The sequence below is a fragment of the Nesterenkonia sp. K-15-9-6 genome (assembly GCF_052656005.1).
In genome coordinates, this window is record NZ_JBQYEY010000025.1 from 1 (window position 1) to 17,078 (window position 17,078).

Consider the following 17,078-nt stretch of genomic DNA (forward strand, 5'->3'; position numbering starts at 1 on the left):
GCTGTACAGCCGCCAATCCTTCCGCAACGCATGCCGCCACGTATTGGTGTCATTGGTCCCCGCATACCCACCCCGACCACGGCGTCCGCCGGCCGCCGCGGCGGCGTCCTCGACGACGGCGACGGCGGCCGTCCCACGGCCCGGCGGGCCACCGGGGGTGGACTGAATGGTCGTCATCAGTCGTCCTCCCCGGGCCCGTCGACCTCGTCGAGCTCGTCCAGCATCTCCTGACCCCTCTGGTAGGCCTCATTGGCGAGTTCGACGTAGTCGTTCATGTTCCGCGCCTCGAGCTCGGCCACATAGGAGTCCCAGTCGTCCAGGTCCCGCTGACCGAGGATGAACTGCGCGGTGGCCTGGTCCACCTGGTCCGTCAGCGAGTTCTGCCACAGCGCGGCCTGCTCCAGCTCCAACTCGCTGAAGGGGATGCTCGGCTGCAGGGGCAGCTCCTCCTTGTCGGCCATCTGCTCCTGCAGCTCCACGATCTCGTCGCTCATCAGGGACAGGAAGATCTCGGTGTCGGAGCCGAAGTTATGCGTGAACACCCCGTTGTAGAAGCCGTAGTCGATGGAGAGGTGCTCCTCGGCCCCCGGGTTGAAGCCCTTGATGTCCACGTTCTCGGCCAGCTCCCGCTCGCCGTCCTCGTCGATCTCGTAGGTCTCGCCCTCCACACCCCAGGTGGCGAAGATCAGGCCCTCGTCTGAGTAGTAGAGCCAGTCGAGGAACTGCAGCATCGCGATGAAGTCCTCGCGCTGCGCCGTATGGGCGCCCAGGACCATCCCGACGTCGAAGCGTCCCCCACCGGCGACGTTGTCGCCCGCCGGTCCGGCGGGCACGCGGATCATCCGGACCTCGGCGTCGTCCTCCCCGATCTCCTCGAAGGCGGTGCGCAGAGTCTGCAGCTCCTCCTCGTTGGAGGCGATGGCCGCGGACTGCCCGGAGGCGAACTTCTGCACGGCGGAGTCGTCGTCCTGCGTCATCGACTCGGAGTCCATCAGGCCGTCTGCCACCAGTCCGGCGAAGTACTCGATCATCGCCCGGTACTCGTCGGTGGCCCCGGTGAAGACGAACTCGTCGGCGTCGGCATCGAAGTAGAGTCCGTTGCCCAGCCCCCAGCCGCCGGCGGTGTCGAAGGACGGCCCGGCGAGGTTCAAGGTGGCGTTCATCTCCCACCGGTCGGACCATGGGGTCATCTCGGGGTGCTCCTCGGAGATCTGCTCCAGCTGGTCCTGGAACTCCTCCCAGGTCTCCGGGTCCTCGAAGCCCATGTCCGCCCAGATGTCATCGCGGATGGCCACGGACCAGTTGTGGAAGGGGTCCTCCCGCAGGCCGGGCAGGATGTAGGCCTTGCCGTCCTCCTGCCGCAGTTGGTCGAACTCCTCCTGCAGCTCCCACCGCTCCAGCTTGTCGGTGAAGTGGGGCATGTAGTCCAGGTAGTCGCTGACCGGGAGCAGCGCCCCTCCGGAGATGTAGGGGATCTCGTCTCCCGGCCACATCACCGGCACATAGTCGGGGATCTCGCCGGAGCCGATGAGCACCGAGCGCCGATCCTCGAAGTCGCTCAGTGGGGCGACCACCGGGTCGAGGGTGACCCCGTGCTCCTCCTCGAGGTGTTCGAGGATCAGCCAGTCGTCCTGCAACGGGTAGTTGGGATGGTCGCGATACAGCAGCGAGATGCTCAGCGGCTCCTCGGCGACGAAGGAGTCTCCGACGGAGAAGTCCTCCATCGCGCCGACGCTCTGCGCCTCCTCGTCGATCTCAGCCGTCTCGGTGGCCGACCCCGAGCCGCACCCGGCCAGCAGCAGGGCGCTCAGTCCGAGCACGGCGGTCGTCGTGGTCCTGCCTGGGACCTCATGCATCGCCGTCACCCTCGCTCTGCTCGTCGGACTCGTCGTCGATCTGCTCGTCGATCTGCTCCTGGGCCCGCTCATAGGCTTCGTTGGCCATGTCCACCAGGCTCTGCATGTTGAGGTTCTCCAACTCGGCGACATAGGAGTTCCAGTCGTCGAAGCTGCGCTGCCCGAGGATGAACTGGGCGGTGGCGGTCTGGACGTGGTCGGTCAGACTCGTGGACCAGAGGCCCAGCTGCTCCAGCTCCAGGTCGGTGAAGGGATGCGCCGGAGTCACCGGGCGCTCCTCCTTGTGCTGCATGCTCTCCTGCCACTCGATGACGTGAGGACGCAGGCCGGAGTGCACGAACTCGGTCAGGGAGCCGGCGGCATGCATGAACGGCTGGTTGTGGAAGCCGTAGTCCCGGAGCAGGTGCTCCTCCGCGTCCGGGTGGAGGCTGTTGATGTCGATGTCTTCGTCCAGTGCGATCTCACCGTCGGCGTCCCGCTCGTAGGTCTCGCCCTCCACGCCCCAGGTGGCGAACTCGAGGCCGTTGTCCGAGTAGTAGAGCCAGTCGATGAACTGCAGCAGCGCCATGAAGTCGTCCTGGTCCGCCATCGAGTTCGCGATCATCAGGCCTGAGTCGAACCGGGCTCCGCTGTGCACGAAGTCGCCGTCGCGTCCGCCGGGGATGGGGATCAGGCGGGCCTCCGCCCCCTCGGTGCCGAGTTCCTCGAACCCTCGGTGGTAGATGGTCGTGGACTCGTCGTTGCCGCCGATCACGAAGGACTCTCCGGCGGAGAACTTCTGTTCCGCCATCTGGTCGTCCTGCGTCATGGTCTCGGCGTCCATGAGGCCCTCCTCCACGAGGCCCGCGAAGAACTCCAGCAGCTCGCGGTACTCGTCGGAGGCCCCGGCGTAGATGAACTCGTCAGCGTCGTGGTCGAAGTACAGGCCCTGCCCGTAGCCCCAGCCGGCGATCGTGTCGAAGTTGGCCGACGCGATGTTCAGGGTGCTCTGCAACTCCCAGCGGTCGGACATCGGCGTGATGTCGGGGTAGGCCTCCTTGACCTCCCGCAGCTGGTCCGCCAGTTCGTCCCAGGTCTCCGGGTTCTCCAGTCCGAGCTCGTCCCAGATGTCACCCCGGACTACGAGGCTGAAGATGTAGAACGGGTCCTCCCGCAGGCCCGGCAGCATGTAGGCCTTGCCGTCCTCCTGCCGCAGGGCGTCGAACTCGTCCCAGAGCTCCCAGCGGTCCAGCTTGTCGGTGAAGTTGGGCATGTAGTCCAGGTAGTCGCTGATCGGCAGGACCGCGCCGCCGCTGAGGTAGGGCACCTCCTGTCCGGGGTAGGTCACAGGGACGTAGTCGGGCATCTCGCCGGCGCCGATGAGCAGGGAACGTTGCTCCTCGAAGTCGCTCAGCGGGGCGTCCACCAGGCTCAGGGAGACGTTGTGCTCCTCCTCGAGCTGATCGAAGAACATCCAGTCCTCGTCGAGGCCGTGGTCCGGATTGTTCCGATACAGCAGTGAGAACTCGACCGGCTCGGTGGCCACGAAGGTGTCGTCGACGCCGAAGTCCTCCATGGCGCCCACGCCCACCTGGTCCTCATCGAGCTCGACGCCGTCCTCCTCGGCTGATCCGGCTCCCCCGCAGGAGGTGAGCAGCAGTGCTCCCGTGATGCTCAGGGCAGCGGTCCTCCATGGAAGGGTCCTCCAGGGACGGGTGCGCACGGTATGCCTCATGGTGCGGTTCCTCTCAGGTGCGGTGAATCAGGTGCGGTGACACAGATGCAGGGAAAAGAGCAGCGCCACGGTCTTGGGAATTTGTTGTGACATGAGGCACAATAATGTCCGGGACGCCGTTGTGCAAGAGATCACAACGAGAGATTCCATCGATGAAGCGGGACGTCGATGGAGCGCCCCCGTATGCCTGATTCAGCTTCTGACCAGGGATTTCCTGTCTGTCAGCACGGAAGGAGCCGCCATCGGTCCGAGAGAGCACGGCGGTACGACGACGGCGCCCCCACCACGTCGGTGAGGGCGCCGCATGGCAGCCGGAGCACGGGCCGCCAGGAGAGGCTGGCGGGCCGATCGGCGTCCGATCGTCAGCGAGTCACAGGCGGTTCAGTATCGCCGCACGGCTTCCGGGTTGGCCTCGATGTCCCGGCGCACCTCGGCCGCGATCCGACGCTCCACGATGAAGCTCAGGAACGGCACCACTCCGCCCAGCACGATGGTCACCAGACGGGAGAACCGCCAGTTCATCAGGAACCACAGACGGAACCCGGCGATCACGTAGACCACGTAGATCCAGCCGTGGATCACCGCCGTCCAATAGGAGATGCCGGTGCCTCCGCTGACCGACTCCTTCGGATGGAAGCCGAGCGTGTTGGCCGTACCCTCGGCGGTGGTGCCGCCGGCGTAGAGCTCATAGCCGAAGCCGTAGTCCATGATCATCTTGGCCACCAGGATCAGCAGCATGATGCCGGTGGTGAAGGCGAAGACCTTGTAGAAGGTCAGCGAGCCGCTGATCTGCTGCATGGTGCCTTGGAAGCGCCGCTTCTGGGGCCGCTTCGGCGCGGCAGGCACCTCGGTCACCTGCGGGGCGTCTCCGGTGTTCTCAGGCATCACGTGTCCTTCTCATCGAGCTTGCGCGCCGCCTCCGCGGTGGCGGTCTCCTCCGCCTCCCGAGGGCTCTGTCCGGCGGCGACGGCGGCCAGGTACTCCTGCTTCCACTGCTGCTCCCACTCGGTGTCGAGCACCGCGGCCTCCTGCGACTTCTCATGGGCGTCCTTGACCAGTCGCCACCACAGGAAGAAGGCGAAACCGGCGAAGACGACCCACTCCACGGCGTAGAAGAGGTTCAGCCAGTTCACGGAGGATCCCTCCGGCTGTGGTCCGACCCAGACCGGCTCCAGAGGGACGGTTTCGGCCTCAGCCCCGATCTCATGGCCGGACTCGTCGACGACGTCGAAGGCGACCACGAATCCGGAGTAGGAAGGCAGATCCCACACGTTGATCAGCTCCGCCGGGGACAGGCTGGCGAACACGTGGGCGGCCTCGCGCTCCCCGGCCACGGGAGCTTCAGGCGGCAGCAGGCGCCCGCGCAGCTCGAGCTGCTGCCCCGCAGGCGGGGCGTCCACGGCGTCGACGTCGTCGGTCCACCCGCGGACCACGGGGATGACCTCACCGTCGGGGGCGCCGTCCACTGCGAAGGCGGCGACGGCCCACCATCCGGGCTCACCGTCCTGCAGCCGCTCGGAGATCAGCACCTGGGAGTCCTCGACGAACTCGCCGGAGAGAGTGACGATCCGATCCGCATCCAGGGCGGTCATCGCACGCTGCGGCGCGTAGACCTCGGTCAGCGGCGCGGGCTCCTCGGTGACCTCCCGGGAGGGTGTCTCCTCGGCCCGCGACTGGCCGAACTGCCAGGCACTGGCCACGACGAACACCGTGGCCAGGATCAGGGCCAGGGCGAGCATCGCGATCCATTTGGGCTGCAGCGCGGTCTTGAGCACCCCACCAGGATACGCGGGACAGCAAGGCTCGGATCACCGCGTCCGAGAATGTTTCTACACCTGGTAGAAGAATGGGGAGGCAGCGCCTCCTCGTCACGGAGCCGCTCTCGATTGGTGACGAAGCCCACGCTGGTGTCAGTATGGACCCATGATGCGCTTGGATCACGTCTCGTATGCGGTCGGCCCGGATGGCATGGATGCCACGGTCGAGAGGATTGTCGGTCAGCTGGGCGTGGAACGCGTCAAGGGCGGTATCCATCCGCGCTTCGGCACACGCAGCTCGATCATTCCTCTGAAGAACCGCCAGTACCTGGAGATCGTCGAGGTCCTCGACCACCCCTCCGCCGACAAGGCACCGTTCGGCCAGGCCGTGCGGAACCGCTCCCAGGTGGGAGGCGGCTGGATGGGATGGTGCGTCACCGTCGACGACCTCTCCCCCTTCGAGGACCGGCTGGGGCGCAAGTCCGTGCCCGGCAATCGGAAGTTCCCGGACGGCCAGGAGCTCACCTGGCAGCAGATCGGCATCAAGGGTCTCATCGCAGACCCCCAGGTGCCCTACCTGCTCCGCTGGGACGAGGGCACCGAGGACCTGCATCCCTCGCAGGCCTACCCGCCCGAGGCTGAGCTCATCCGCCTGGCCATCGCCGGGTCCCCGGACCGCGTGGCCGACTGGCTCGCCTGCCCCAAGGCTGACCCGTTCGAGGACGTCGAGGTCGACTGGGTGGCACCTTCCGGCACACCGGGCATCATGTCCGCCACCTTCCGGACCCCCGCGGGCGACGTCACCATCTGAGGCGGCCTGCACCGCACCCGTCTGACACAGCACACACATCGCATATCGCACAGTGGGCGGGGCTCCCGGTCTGGGAGCCCCGCCCACTGTCGTCTGTGCCGTCTCCCCGGCGGCGCGTCAGGCCGGGGCCTGGGCGGAGGCCGCCCTCAGGATCGCCTCGGCAGCCTGCTCTGCGCCGTCCTCCGGCATCCGCGCCGGGCCGGCGGGCGCCCAGCCCCCGTCGTCCAGGACTTCCAGGGCTCCGGTGAGCCGGGCACGCAGCGCGTCGATGTCCTGTGGGCCCTCCACCTCGGTGTGATGCCCCCAGCCGGCCTGAACGGCCTGGGTCGCGCGGCGTCGCAGCGCCTCCTGCTGGTCGGGCCGGAGACGACGGCGGGGCCGCTCTGCCGCCCCGCGGATCGGCTTCTCCCCACCAGGCCCCTCGGTGAGCCACAGGGTGGGGATCCGCGTCGGGCTCCAGGTGTGCACGGCCCGGTGCCCCGGCACGGCGACGGCGCCGACCGTGCGGGAGACCAGCTCCGCGGTGGCCCCTCCGGAGATCCTCTCCACGCCGGGGGCGGCCCGACGGGCCACGGCAGAGTCCAGCAGGGCGACCCTCCACTCGGGACGGCGAGCCGCGAAGAACTCCAGGGCGAGGTCCTCCACAGCCGCGGTGGTGTCGGGGCTCAGCCCGGGCAGGTCCAGCACCACACAGGGCCGCCTGGCGCCACCACCCCCGCCGTCCTCGGTGAGGGCTCCTCCGGTGGCACCCAGGACGGCCGCGTCGAGCAGCGGGGCCGTGGCATCGGCCGACTCACCGTCGTCCTCGGTGATCTCTCCGAGGTGCACCATCGCGCCTGCGCTGCGGGCCCGCGGCCTGCCCACGGGAGCAGTCTCCGCCGCCGAGGTCACATGCAGCTGGACCGCCGGGTGGGCGCGGTCGAGACGGTCCAGCACCCGGGCGGGGAAGTCACCGTCGACCACCAGCACATCCGGGGCGAATCCGCTCATCAGCCGGTCCAGGCGAGGCAGCAGATAGTCGCGCTCCCAGACCTCGCGATCAGCGTTGAGGCTGTGGTGGGAGCCGATCCGCTGCAGCGGGAAGCTCGGCGCCTGCGGCCCGGCGGCCGCCTGGCCGGCGAGGGTGGCCATGACGACGTCGGCCTCCGCCGTCAGGTGCTCCCCGATGCGGGCGAGCCGGCGCAGGGTGCCGGTGACGACGTCGTCGTCGCTGAGCAGCAGCACGCGGCGGCGCGGATGCGTCATGGTGTGTCCCTTCGTCTCGGCCGGTCAGTCACCGAGTCCGCCTCAGAGTCGTTCGATGTCATCACAGGACGTCGCCCCCCGAGTATCGAAGACCAACCCCCCAGCCCGCCTGACAACCTGCCCGATCGCCTCCAGATCATAGACACCATGCGGCTGCAGAATCACCACGACATCCGCTCCCACAAGCGCTTCCTCGAGATCAGGAACCCGCTGCAGCACCCCACCATCGACATGCCAAGACTCCACATACGGATCATGGAACCGGACCTCAGCCTTCTTCTCCGTGAGCACCTTGGCCACAGGCACCGCCGGAGACTCCCGCTGATCAGCGATGTCAGGCTTATAGGTCACCCCCAGCAGCAGGACCGTGGAACCGTTGAGCGGCTTACCCACCTCATTGAGCGCATCCCCCACCCGCGAGACCACATACTGCGGCATCGAATTATTGATCTCCTGAGCCAACTCCACGAACCGGAACTGATACCCCAGAGTCTTCCGCACCTGAAAACTCAGATAATTCGGATCGATCGGAATGCAGTGACCCCCGACCCCGGGACCCGGAGTGAACTTCTGGAACCCGAACGGCTTCGTCGCCGCCCCCCGGATCACCTCCCAGATATCAATCCCCAGATCATGACAGAACCGCGCCATCTCATTGACCAACGCGATGTTCACATGCCGATACGTGTTCTCCAACAACTTCGCCGTCTCCGCCTCCTTGGTACCCGACATCGGCACCACCTCATCGACGAACCGCGAATAGAACGCCACCGCCGCCTGAGTCGCCTCAGCACTGAGCCCACCCACCAGCTTCGGCGTGTTCGTGATCCCGAAACGAGTGGATCCCGGATCCACCCGCTCCGGGGAATAGGCCAGCAGGAAGTCCCGACCATGGACCAGACCCGAGGACTCCAGAATCGGCAGCACCACACCATCAGTGGTGCCCGGATACGTCGTCGATTCCAGGATCACCGTGGTCCCCGCCGAGAGATGCTCAGCGATCGTGCGCGCCGAGGCCTCCACCGCCCGCAGATCCGGGCCACCCTCCTCACTCAGAGGAGTCGGCACACAGATCACGATCACCGACGCCGACTCCAACCCGGACGGATCAGCAGAAGCCCGGAACCCCTGCGAGAGCATCACCGCCACATCAGCATCCGAGAGATCATCCACATGCGAGACACCCGCATTCAGATCCCCCACCAGAGACTCCGAGACATCGAACCCCACCGTAGGGATCCCGGCAGCCACCGCCGCCTGCGCCAACGGCAGCCCCACATACCCCTGGCCGACGATCACAGCAGGACGGTCCTGGGATGGGGTGCTCTTCGCCGCGGGAGCGGCTCCGGAGGGAGTGTTCGATGCGTCTGTCACGTCAGTCCTTCGGTCTCTGGAGCAACCAGTCGGATGCCACTGTCACTCTATCGCCCGACGGCGGCGTGGCCCGGGCCCTTCCCCGGTGCCGTCACGTCGACCGTACCGGGGAGTTCGACTCAACTTGTTGGTCACTCGTGCTCTCCGGGCAGAAGCAGCGGAAGTCTCGGTGCGATGAAGAACCCTTCGAAGACCACTCCCGGCCACCGCCTCGAGTGGACAAGGGCACGATTCAGGAGCCGTTCGGCTCGCTCCGTAAAGTCCCTCACGCTCTCGCTCGTTCCTGCAACGACCAAGCGAGGAGCATCGGTCTCATATCGGACGCCTCCCGAGACGCCGGCCTGACGAGCAGCTCGCGCCAAGAGTCTCACCTGCCGATCGGTCAGCGTCAGCCCGGGTTCGAAGGAGTGGTAGCGCCGCACAGGGTACAGATGGTCCGGCAGCGGAGCTACAGTGACGGCCGAGGCGCTTCCCCTGCTGAGCGGGACGAGCAGATCATCGATGTTCAGTGCCAAGCTCTCAGTGCTCTCCGACCCGCGCGTGGATTCCGGGAAGAAGTGGTCGATGATCGCTGTAGGCACGGGCCGACCCTGTCCTCGCGTGGGATACATGTTCAACCCGATGTGCGCTCGAGCATTGAGCTCGATGACCACGTACTCGCCGGTGGCCCTGTCGTAGAGGACGTCCACGCCGGCCGCAGCAAGTCCCGGGATCGCCTGTACGGCGGCGACTGCCGACCGCAGCACCTCCTGGGGCAGATCATCGGTGACGTCTTCGGAGTCGCCCCCTGCGCTCGCGTTCGCCTTATCCCGCAGCTGCACGTGCTGGCCAACCTCCGGAACGTCCGACATGGTGAGGTTCTGTCGATCGAGGAGCCGTTCCGTTTCGATGTCCGGCCGGATGAGGCCCTTGGAGAGGAATGGGTTGCGTCGCCGGTCGGAGTTCTTCTCCCGGATGAGTGTCTTCACATCCTTGGCGCCGTCGCCGATGACATGAGCCGGCACCCGCAAGCAGGCACCGACTGCAGAGTCTCCGACGACGTAGATCCGATAGTCGTCCCCGGCCACATGGTCCTCCAGGAGAATCCGACCGGTCTTCGGCTGCCGACGGAGGTGTTCGTAGTACTCACGAAGACCTTCGGCAGTCGTGATGTTGACGAAGACTCCTCGGCCCATGCTCCCCCGAGCAGGCTTCACCACGACCGGCCACTGGTGGTCCCTGTCAGCCAGGTCGACCACCTCATCGGCCGCAGCCCCGTCCGGCACCACCTGCGACATCGGGACAGGCACACCCGCACCCCGAAGCAGGGCCAAGGCACGGTCCTTGTCCTCGACGATCTCATGGGCTTCCTTCGTGGTGAACGAGGATCTCGACCCGTTGAACGCCACGTTGCGGTCACCATCACTGACGGTGAAGGTGACACCTGTCGCACCCGTGAACTGCACGCTCAGGCCTCGGCGCCACGCCTCGGTCGCGATGGTCCCGCTGGAGAGGCGCTGCGCGCCGTAGATCTGCCTCACGAGGTGGGATTCGAATCCGCTGGGCCACACCGGCCCGGGCTCCTCCCCCCGACCGGTGGAGATGATTTCGGCTGATCCGCCCTTCTCAGACTCCTCTGCGGGGCCACTCGTCACCGTGGCATCAGTCGAGGCGAGTTCATTCTCCGCCGCGGAAGAAGCCATCCATCGGACGAACTCACGCAAGCTCCCTGCGATCACGTGGTGGTCCCCGGCCAGCGAGGGCCGGGAGGCCATCCCCTCGACCAGAGGTCGCGCCCATTCGCCGTCCTGACTCTTGGGCACGACCAGGTCCACTGCCGCCCAACGCAGTTCAGGTATCGCGCGCACCGCGAGGACAGCCGCAGTGACGGACGCCTCCAGTACATGCTCCGGCAGCGCAGTGTCATCGGAACGTGCCCTCGTGACGCACCAGCCTCTGTCACGTCCTGCGTAGATGCGGAGTCGGACACCGGCTCGGCGCACCTGCGCGTACCACTCTCCTCCCTCAGCGCTGACCAGTTCCATGGCCATGTCGTAGGACACTGTGCGCTGGCTTGACGCCCCCCAAGACGCCTTCTCCGGGATCAGAGTCAGTCGCGGCTTCGTCCCCCCGAACGCGCGCCGACAGTCGGCAGGCTCAGAGACCAGTGCGCCCTTCGGGCGGAGCACTTGCGCCTCAGCCAGCAGTCGCCTGAACATCTCATGACGGCGCATGAACCGCCGAGGTGACAGCATGTCACTCGTCGTGGCCCCGCTCCGCAGGAACCAGAACTCTTCTCCTGACTGCCTGCGCGCATGGAACACCCCACCCAGTGACAGAACGTGCCAGCCGTCTTCGGTCAGGAGACTCTGCATGACCTGGCCCAGCAGTGCCGACTGCACGCCAGAAGGCCAGGCCTCGCCCACGTGCTCCCTCACCGTTCTGGGAGCGGCGGACACGAGTGGGACAGGTCCGATCGGCTCCGCATCTGCGGAACCATGCTCACGCCGCATCGTCCACACGGCTCCGGCCACGTCCCGCGGGCTGCCCTCGACCGGGTGAGTGGCTCCGCCGTAGCCCGCGTTGATGTTCGCCTCCAGGACGCAAGGCTCGCCAGTCCGTTCATCGGTGACCACGTCGATACCGCCCCAGTGGAAGCCTGGAAGCGCTCCGGCTGCCGCCACAGCCAGCGCCGGGACCTCGGAGGCGACAGTGTCCGAGACCTCATGAGGCTCGCCCCCGCCGGAAAGCCCTCCCACGTTGCGCACCAAGACCTCGTCTTCCGGGGCAGGCACAGAAGCAAGGCTCAAGCCCTGAGCCGCCAACACGGTTTCCACGACGTGATCCTTGGGAATGGGCAGCCGCTCCAACATAGGGTTCTGGCGCCGCACGATGTTCTTCGCGTCAATGAGCTCCTCCACCGTGCTCACCCCGTCACCCACGACGCGGGGAAGCACTCGACGAATCACTCCGAAGCATTGGTGTGGAGTGACCACACACCGGTACTCCTCTGCGAAGGGAATCTGCTCCTCCACCACGACGCCCCGGCCACGCTTGGCTGCTCGCTTGTATGCGGCCCTGATGCTCTCGGCGTCCGTGAGTCCGACAGTCACCCCGCGCCCCCTGGAGCCGATCTGGGGTTTCACCACCACAGGACCGTGCAGGGTCTCCGCCCAAGCCACGGCCTCCTCAGCGTCACGGGCCGCGATCCCCCGGGGAGTCCGTACGCCGGCAGCCTCGAGGAAGCGCCGTGACAGATCCTTGTCGTCGACGATGGCCGCAGCCACTGCGGATTCATGATTGATCGCCCCGTCGATGACGTAGCGTCGCCCTCGAGCAGCCAGCACTCCTTGCCGAGTGCTGAGCCATGTGATGGATCCTCCGTCCCGAGCTCCGGCTTTCGTCACTAACTGGGCCGCGACTCTGTTCAGCCGGGGCTCCCACATCAGCTCATCGGGGTCGACACCTCGAAGGTCCATCATTTTCTCTCTTTCTCAAGGAGGGGCACGACTGTCACGTTTCAGCATCTACAGTGTGCCGGTGGTACGAGGAATGCTCCCCAGAGCGAGGCTCAGCAACAGTCATCTGGGCGGTGCCATACGACTCAATGGGGGATATCACGCGTGCTCAGGCGCTGTACTGCCCGCGCGGGCAGCTCACGTCGATGGCCCGCCCTCGGCAGCGGGTGATGCGTCGCCCGCTGCCGGCACGCCTAGGGTGAAGCTCTCCGCTCCGGTGGGCTCCGCGCGCCGAGAGTCGACGGCCATCAGGTGCTCACCGGCGAGGTGGCCGGCCACAGCCAGCTCGTTGAACAGCGCGACGGCGGCGGCGGAGCCCTCCAGGTGGCCGCGGGCGATGCCGCCGACGACGTCCTCGGCCTCCGCCCGTCCGCGCAGCCCGGCCCGCGAGGCCGCGGCACGGAGGTGCTCAAGGAAGGCGTCCATGACGGAGACGCCCTCCCACCGCACGTCGAGAGCAACCTCGGCCTGGGGCTGCGGCAGCGTCCCGTCCTCCGTCCGGGCCACGGTGCTCTCCACGAGGCGGCGAGCCAGCAGCAGCGCCTCCTCGGGGTCCCGGGAGGCCTGCATGGCCAGCCACGGCCGCTCGGAGACGTCCACGACGGTGACGTCCTGATCCTCTCGCGCCACCTCGGCACCCCGGCTGAGCACCACGTCCACAGCGATGACGGCCAGGCCCGGGAAGACCTCCGCGACCTCCCGCGCATGCGCCACCAGACTGGGATGGACCTCCTCGAGCAGCTCCCGGCCGCCGTCGAGGCCCCACGCCCCATCGGGTGAGCTGAAGGCGGAGACCACCGCCCCGCCGATGAGCAGGAAGCGCAGGAACTCTCCCCGCACGTGCTCTTCGACCAGGTACCGGTAATTCTTCCGGGTGCGGCTCTGGTCCTCCTCCCGCGGGGTGTGGATCGCGGTGAAGGCGTAGGAGGCCGTGGTGTAGTCCGGGCGCAGCTGCGGAGCCACTCGCAGGTCGCGGATGCCCTCCAGCAGCTCCTCGGTGCCGGCGATGCCGGTCCGGGTCTCGACGGTGTTGTCTCCGACCATCGGCTTGAGCACCACGGGGAAGCCGCGTCGCTCGGCGAAGTCCAGAGCGGCTCGCGTGCCGCGGCCGATCGTGAAGGTCGCACCCTCGGGGACACGGATCCGGTGCTGCTCCAACATCGCCCGCCGAACCCGCCGATCCTGGACGAGGGTCGCGGTGGAGAGCTGCGTCTGCTGCGGCACGCCGTGGGCGAAGGAGCCCCCGTCCAGTGCCCCGCCCTCGTGGGTGAGCAGCAGGGCCTGGCCCGGGAAGAGCAGCGTCCCGCGTCCGGCCTGCAGGGCGGCGGTGTGGACGAGCCACCCGTCGATCAGCTCGGCCGGGCAGTCGGCGGCCGACGGCATGACGGGCCGATCGGCGGCCGCCGGGTCATGAGGTGAGGTGGTCATCGGCTCCCCTTCCGGATCAGGCGGACGCTGCGTCGCTTCACGGCGGAGGCGATGCGGGCGGGATCGCGCAGCACGCGAGCCGCACGCCGCGGATGGCGCAGCGCACGCAGCGCCCGAGTGCGCAGGCTGCGGGGCGCCGACCGTCCCCGGCCGTGGCGCTGCCGCACCTCGAACCCCTCCACGCCGGGGTCCGGCACGTGGACGGTGGTCACGGAGGTCGGCCGGGCGCGCCGCGGGCCCAGCACCGCGGCGGTGGCCAGGGCCGCGACGGCGTCCGTCGGCCCGGACACGACCGCCTCGACCGAACGGTCGGAATGATGGCGGATCCACCCGGTGCAGCCATACTCAGTGGCGCGGCGGGCGAACCAGCCGCGGTAGCCGACGCCGACCACGCGTCCACGGGCGCGGATGCGCACACTGAGCCGTTCGGCGCGCTCCGGGAGGGTCTCCAGTCCGAACTCGCCGGCGGCGCGGCTCAGGAACTGGCTCGACACGCGCCGCGGCGTGCCGAACATCGGGTACTCCGCCACCGGCAGGGCCGCCACCGCGTTGAGCTCACAGATCGCACCCTCCTGCTCGTGCAGGGGACGCGTGTGGTCCTCCAGCAGGAAGTCCACACCGCAATAGGCCAGTCCCGGCACGGCCTTCACAGCCTTGATGGACGCCTCGATGATGCTGGGGTGCAGGTCGTCGAGGATCTCGATGGAGTCCCCGCCCTGGGTGAGGTTGTTGGCGCTGTTCAGGAAGACCCGTTCGCCGGCCGGGATCACGCTGGAGGCGTCATAGCCGGCCTTGGCGATCTCGTGGCGGGTGGTCGCGTTCCACTTCAGCTTCAGGGTGGCCAGGTGCGAATTCTGCTTCCGGGCGGCGTTCTTGGCCAGGATCAGCTCGATCAACGTGGAGGTGCCGTCCCCCACCACGGAGGCGGGGACCCGTTCGACGGCGGCCACGACCTCCTCCCCGAGCACCATGATCCGGTAGTCGCGTCCGTGGACATGCTTCTCCACGATGAAGTCACCGGAGCCCATCACCGACTGCCGCATCCGCTCCAGCGCGGAGCGCAGCTCCTCGGGTCCTTCGATGTTCGCGGTCACACCCACACCCATGGAGCCGGCCGCAGGCTTGAGCACCACGGGGTAGCCGATCCGCTCGGCGAACTGCAGAGCACTCCCGGCGTCCCCGTTGCTGAAGGTGCGCCCACGCGGCACCGGACATCCGCTGCGGTCCAGCAGGATCCGCGTGGACTCCTTGTGCCGGACGATGGAGGCCGCCACGACGCTGGACAGGGGCCACCGAGCGGTGCGGAAGGACAGCGGCGGGCGGACGCCGTCGTCGGCCTGGAAGGTGGACTTGTTGAACCGCCGGGTGTTGAGTCCGTAGGCCAGGGCCTCGCGCTCCACGATGTGCCCGTGTACGGCGTAGGAGCCCATGGGCCGGATGTAGTCCACGTCGTCGTAGGTGCGGGCGGGACGCCCCTCCAGAGTGGGGGCGGGCGGCGTGGGGTAGGTGGCGTACTGGACGACGGCGCCCACCAGGTTCTCGTAGCAGAGGTCGATGCCCAGTCCGGGCACCTCGGAGACCACCACCTGGTGCAGGACCTCGTCGGAGTCGTACTCGGCCTCGTGCTCGGCCTCGTCATCCTCATCGTCGGCGTCGAGGACGCCCTCCTCCTCGGCCTCGTCCTCGTCGTCGCCGACACGGGCCGCTCGGCGGGCCGCCTGGAAGACAGCGTCGGGGTCATCCGCATCGGTTTCGTCGTCAGCATCGCCGTCGGCATCGTCACTGGCGGAATCGCCCTGAGCATCGTCAGCGTCGCCATCGTCTGGCTCAGCGTCCTCAACGTCCTCAGCGTCCTCAACGGCCCTCATGAGGTCGAGGCCGGCCTCGAGCCCGTCGCCGTCGGCGCCCTCCGCCAGGGCGTCGTCATCGGTGGGCTCCTCGGCGCCCTCCCAGCCGAAGTCCGCCTCCTGCTCGACCGGACCGTCCGGCCGACCAGGCCGTCCCAGGGCGTCCTCCGCCGCAGCCTCGGCTGCGGGAGTGTCCGCGGCGTCTGCCGCGGCCTCCTCGGCGGCGAGACGGGCGGCCTCCTCAGGATCGAGCACGCGCGTGGTGATCTCCACCTGTCTCTCCACTACGGCGGCCAGGCGCGCCGCGTCGACGCGCGGCAGCGCCAGCGCCAGGTGGCGCAGCGCGGAGGTGGTCAGTCGGCTCGCGCCGACCATGCGGGTCAGTGCGATGGTCGCCTCCGGGTGGACGCGCAGGGCCGCGTCGGCCAGATCCATGCTCTCCAGCAGACCTCCGGCCTGGGCGGGACGGATGGTGACCGCACGGAGCCCGCCCCGGCGGCCGGCGTCGACGACGTCGCCGGCGTCCCACACGGAGGAGTCCCCCATGATGCGCAGGTCCACCTGCCCCCCGCGGGCGCGGCGGGTGATCCGGTCCGCCCGCCGCTGCAGAGACGCCAGCTCATCGCCCTGATCACCGGGCACCGGCTGGCCGAGCACCACCTGGCCGGGCAGACGTCCCTGGGCCATCTCCCGAGCGATGCGACCCACCAACCGATGGGCGCCCTCGCGGCTCAGCGTACCCGCCACGGTGATCCACAGGGGCCGTTCGAGGTCCTGTCCCGTGTGCTGTCTGTTGGCGGCCGAGACCACGTCCAGGAAGGACAGGGCGGCGTCGACGTCGGCAGGCACCGTCACCCGGGTGTGGTCGTACCGCTCGCGCTGCACGTCGAGCCGGTCGACCACACGCTGCAGGTCGGCCCGCGGCGAGACGGTGCTGGGAGCCAGCGGGGCCGCGTCACGACGGCGGCCCAGCAGGTCCGCCAGGGGCATGTCATGGATACGGGCGGCCAGGTCCAGCAGGGCCACCTCGAGGCCGAGCAGGGTGCCGCGGAAGGGCCGCGGGTGCCCCGCACGGCCGTGATCGACGGCCAGCACTCGCAGCCGGGCCATCGTCTGGCGGACGAAGCCCACCGAGTCAGCGGTGGTGGTCACCGGCAGATGAGTCCCCTGCAGGGACTCGACCGCCGCGCGGGCGAAGGTCCAGGCGTCGCCGGCATCGTCGCCGGTCCGACCGCCGCGCGGCTGCCCTTCCCCGTGCCCGCGGACCTCCGTGCCGTCGGCGGTGACGGCGCCCAGGGCGATGATGATATTGGTCGGACGTCCTGAGGACCGACGACGCGGGACGCGGTAGCTCATCGCCCGGGCCAATGTGATGCAGGCGGTGCCGTCGTCGGGGGCGGGGTGTCCCGCCGTGTCGGCGTCAGAGTGGGTCATCGTCTCAGCGGCGCTCTCGTCCATCGGTCTCCTGGTGCTGTTCCGCCGGGGTCGGCGGCGCGTCGGATCGGCCGTCGCGGGCAGTGATCAGACCGCAGCGATGCTACCACCGGCA

At 68.2% G+C, this 17,078-nt stretch carries 10 protein-coding genes; 1 reads left to right on the forward strand and 9 read right to left on the reverse strand.

Going from position 1 to position 17,078, the window contains the following annotated elements:
• Positions 1 to 176: 176 nt before the first annotated feature.
• The 4 genes from SD455_RS13545 to SD455_RS13560 form a co-directional block, all read right to left on the reverse strand.
• Positions 177 to 1,856: an ABC transporter substrate-binding protein gene (locus SD455_RS13545; RefSeq protein ID WP_445508431.1), complete on the reverse strand. Its 1,680-nt coding sequence runs from the start codon at positions 1,854 to 1,856 to the stop codon at positions 177 to 179.
• Positions 1,849 to 3,570, reverse strand: a complete 1,722-nt coding sequence (locus tag SD455_RS13550; protein WP_445508432.1) for an ABC transporter substrate-binding protein — start codon at positions 3,568 to 3,570, stop codon at positions 1,849 to 1,851. The genes SD455_RS13545 and SD455_RS13550 overlap by 8 nt, the downstream gene beginning before the upstream one ends.
• A 381-nt stretch (positions 3,571 to 3,951) precedes the next feature.
• The gene (locus tag SD455_RS13555; protein ID WP_311026121.1) at positions 3,952 to 4,455 is read right to left on the reverse strand and encodes a DUF3817 domain-containing protein; all 504 of its coding nucleotides are present in this window, start codon (positions 4,453 to 4,455) and stop codon (positions 3,952 to 3,954) included.
• Entirely contained in the window at positions 4,455 to 5,345 is an 891-nt protein-coding gene (locus tag SD455_RS13560; RefSeq protein WP_445508433.1) for an SURF1 family protein, read from the reverse strand. Before SD455_RS13560 ends, SD455_RS13555 begins: the two co-directional genes overlap by 1 nt.
• Positions 5,346 to 5,493: 148 nt before the next feature.
• Between SD455_RS13560 and SD455_RS13565 the strand changes: the two genes are divergently transcribed.
• Entirely contained in the window at positions 5,494 to 6,138 is a 645-nt protein-coding gene (locus tag SD455_RS13565; RefSeq protein ID WP_070158748.1) for a VOC family protein, read from the forward strand.
• A 117-nt stretch (positions 6,139 to 6,255) separates the two neighbouring features.
• Here the strand turns inward: SD455_RS13565 and SD455_RS13570 are convergent, their stop codons facing one another.
• The 5 genes from SD455_RS13570 to SD455_RS13590 all read right to left on the reverse strand — a co-directional run bounded on the left by SD455_RS13570 (position 6,256) and on the right by SD455_RS13590 (position 16,987).
• Positions 6,256 to 7,383, reverse strand: a complete 1,128-nt coding sequence (locus SD455_RS13570) for a hypothetical protein (protein ID WP_445508434.1) — start codon at positions 7,381 to 7,383, stop codon at positions 6,256 to 6,258.
• A gap of 42 nt (positions 7,384 to 7,425) precedes the next feature.
• Positions 7,426 to 8,682, reverse strand: a complete 1,257-nt coding sequence (locus tag SD455_RS13575) for a nucleotide sugar dehydrogenase (protein WP_445508456.1) — start codon at positions 8,680 to 8,682, stop codon at positions 7,426 to 7,428.
• Positions 8,683 to 8,888: 206 nt separating this feature from the next.
• Positions 8,889 to 12,023 (reverse strand): ATP-binding protein, encoded by a 3,135-nt coding sequence (locus SD455_RS13580; protein ID WP_445508435.1) that lies wholly within the window; start codon positions 12,021 to 12,023, stop codon positions 8,889 to 8,891.
• A gap of 369 nt (positions 12,024 to 12,392) precedes the next feature.
• Positions 12,393 to 13,682 (reverse strand): hypothetical protein, encoded by a 1,290-nt coding sequence (locus SD455_RS13585; protein ID WP_445508436.1) that lies wholly within the window; start codon positions 13,680 to 13,682, stop codon positions 12,393 to 12,395.
• The gene (locus tag SD455_RS13590; protein ID WP_445508437.1) at positions 13,679 to 16,987 is read right to left on the reverse strand and encodes an acylphosphatase; all 3,309 of its coding nucleotides are present in this window, start codon (positions 16,985 to 16,987) and stop codon (positions 13,679 to 13,681) included. Before SD455_RS13590 ends, SD455_RS13585 begins: the two co-directional genes overlap by 4 nt.
• Positions 16,988 to 17,078 lie beyond the last annotated feature (91 nt).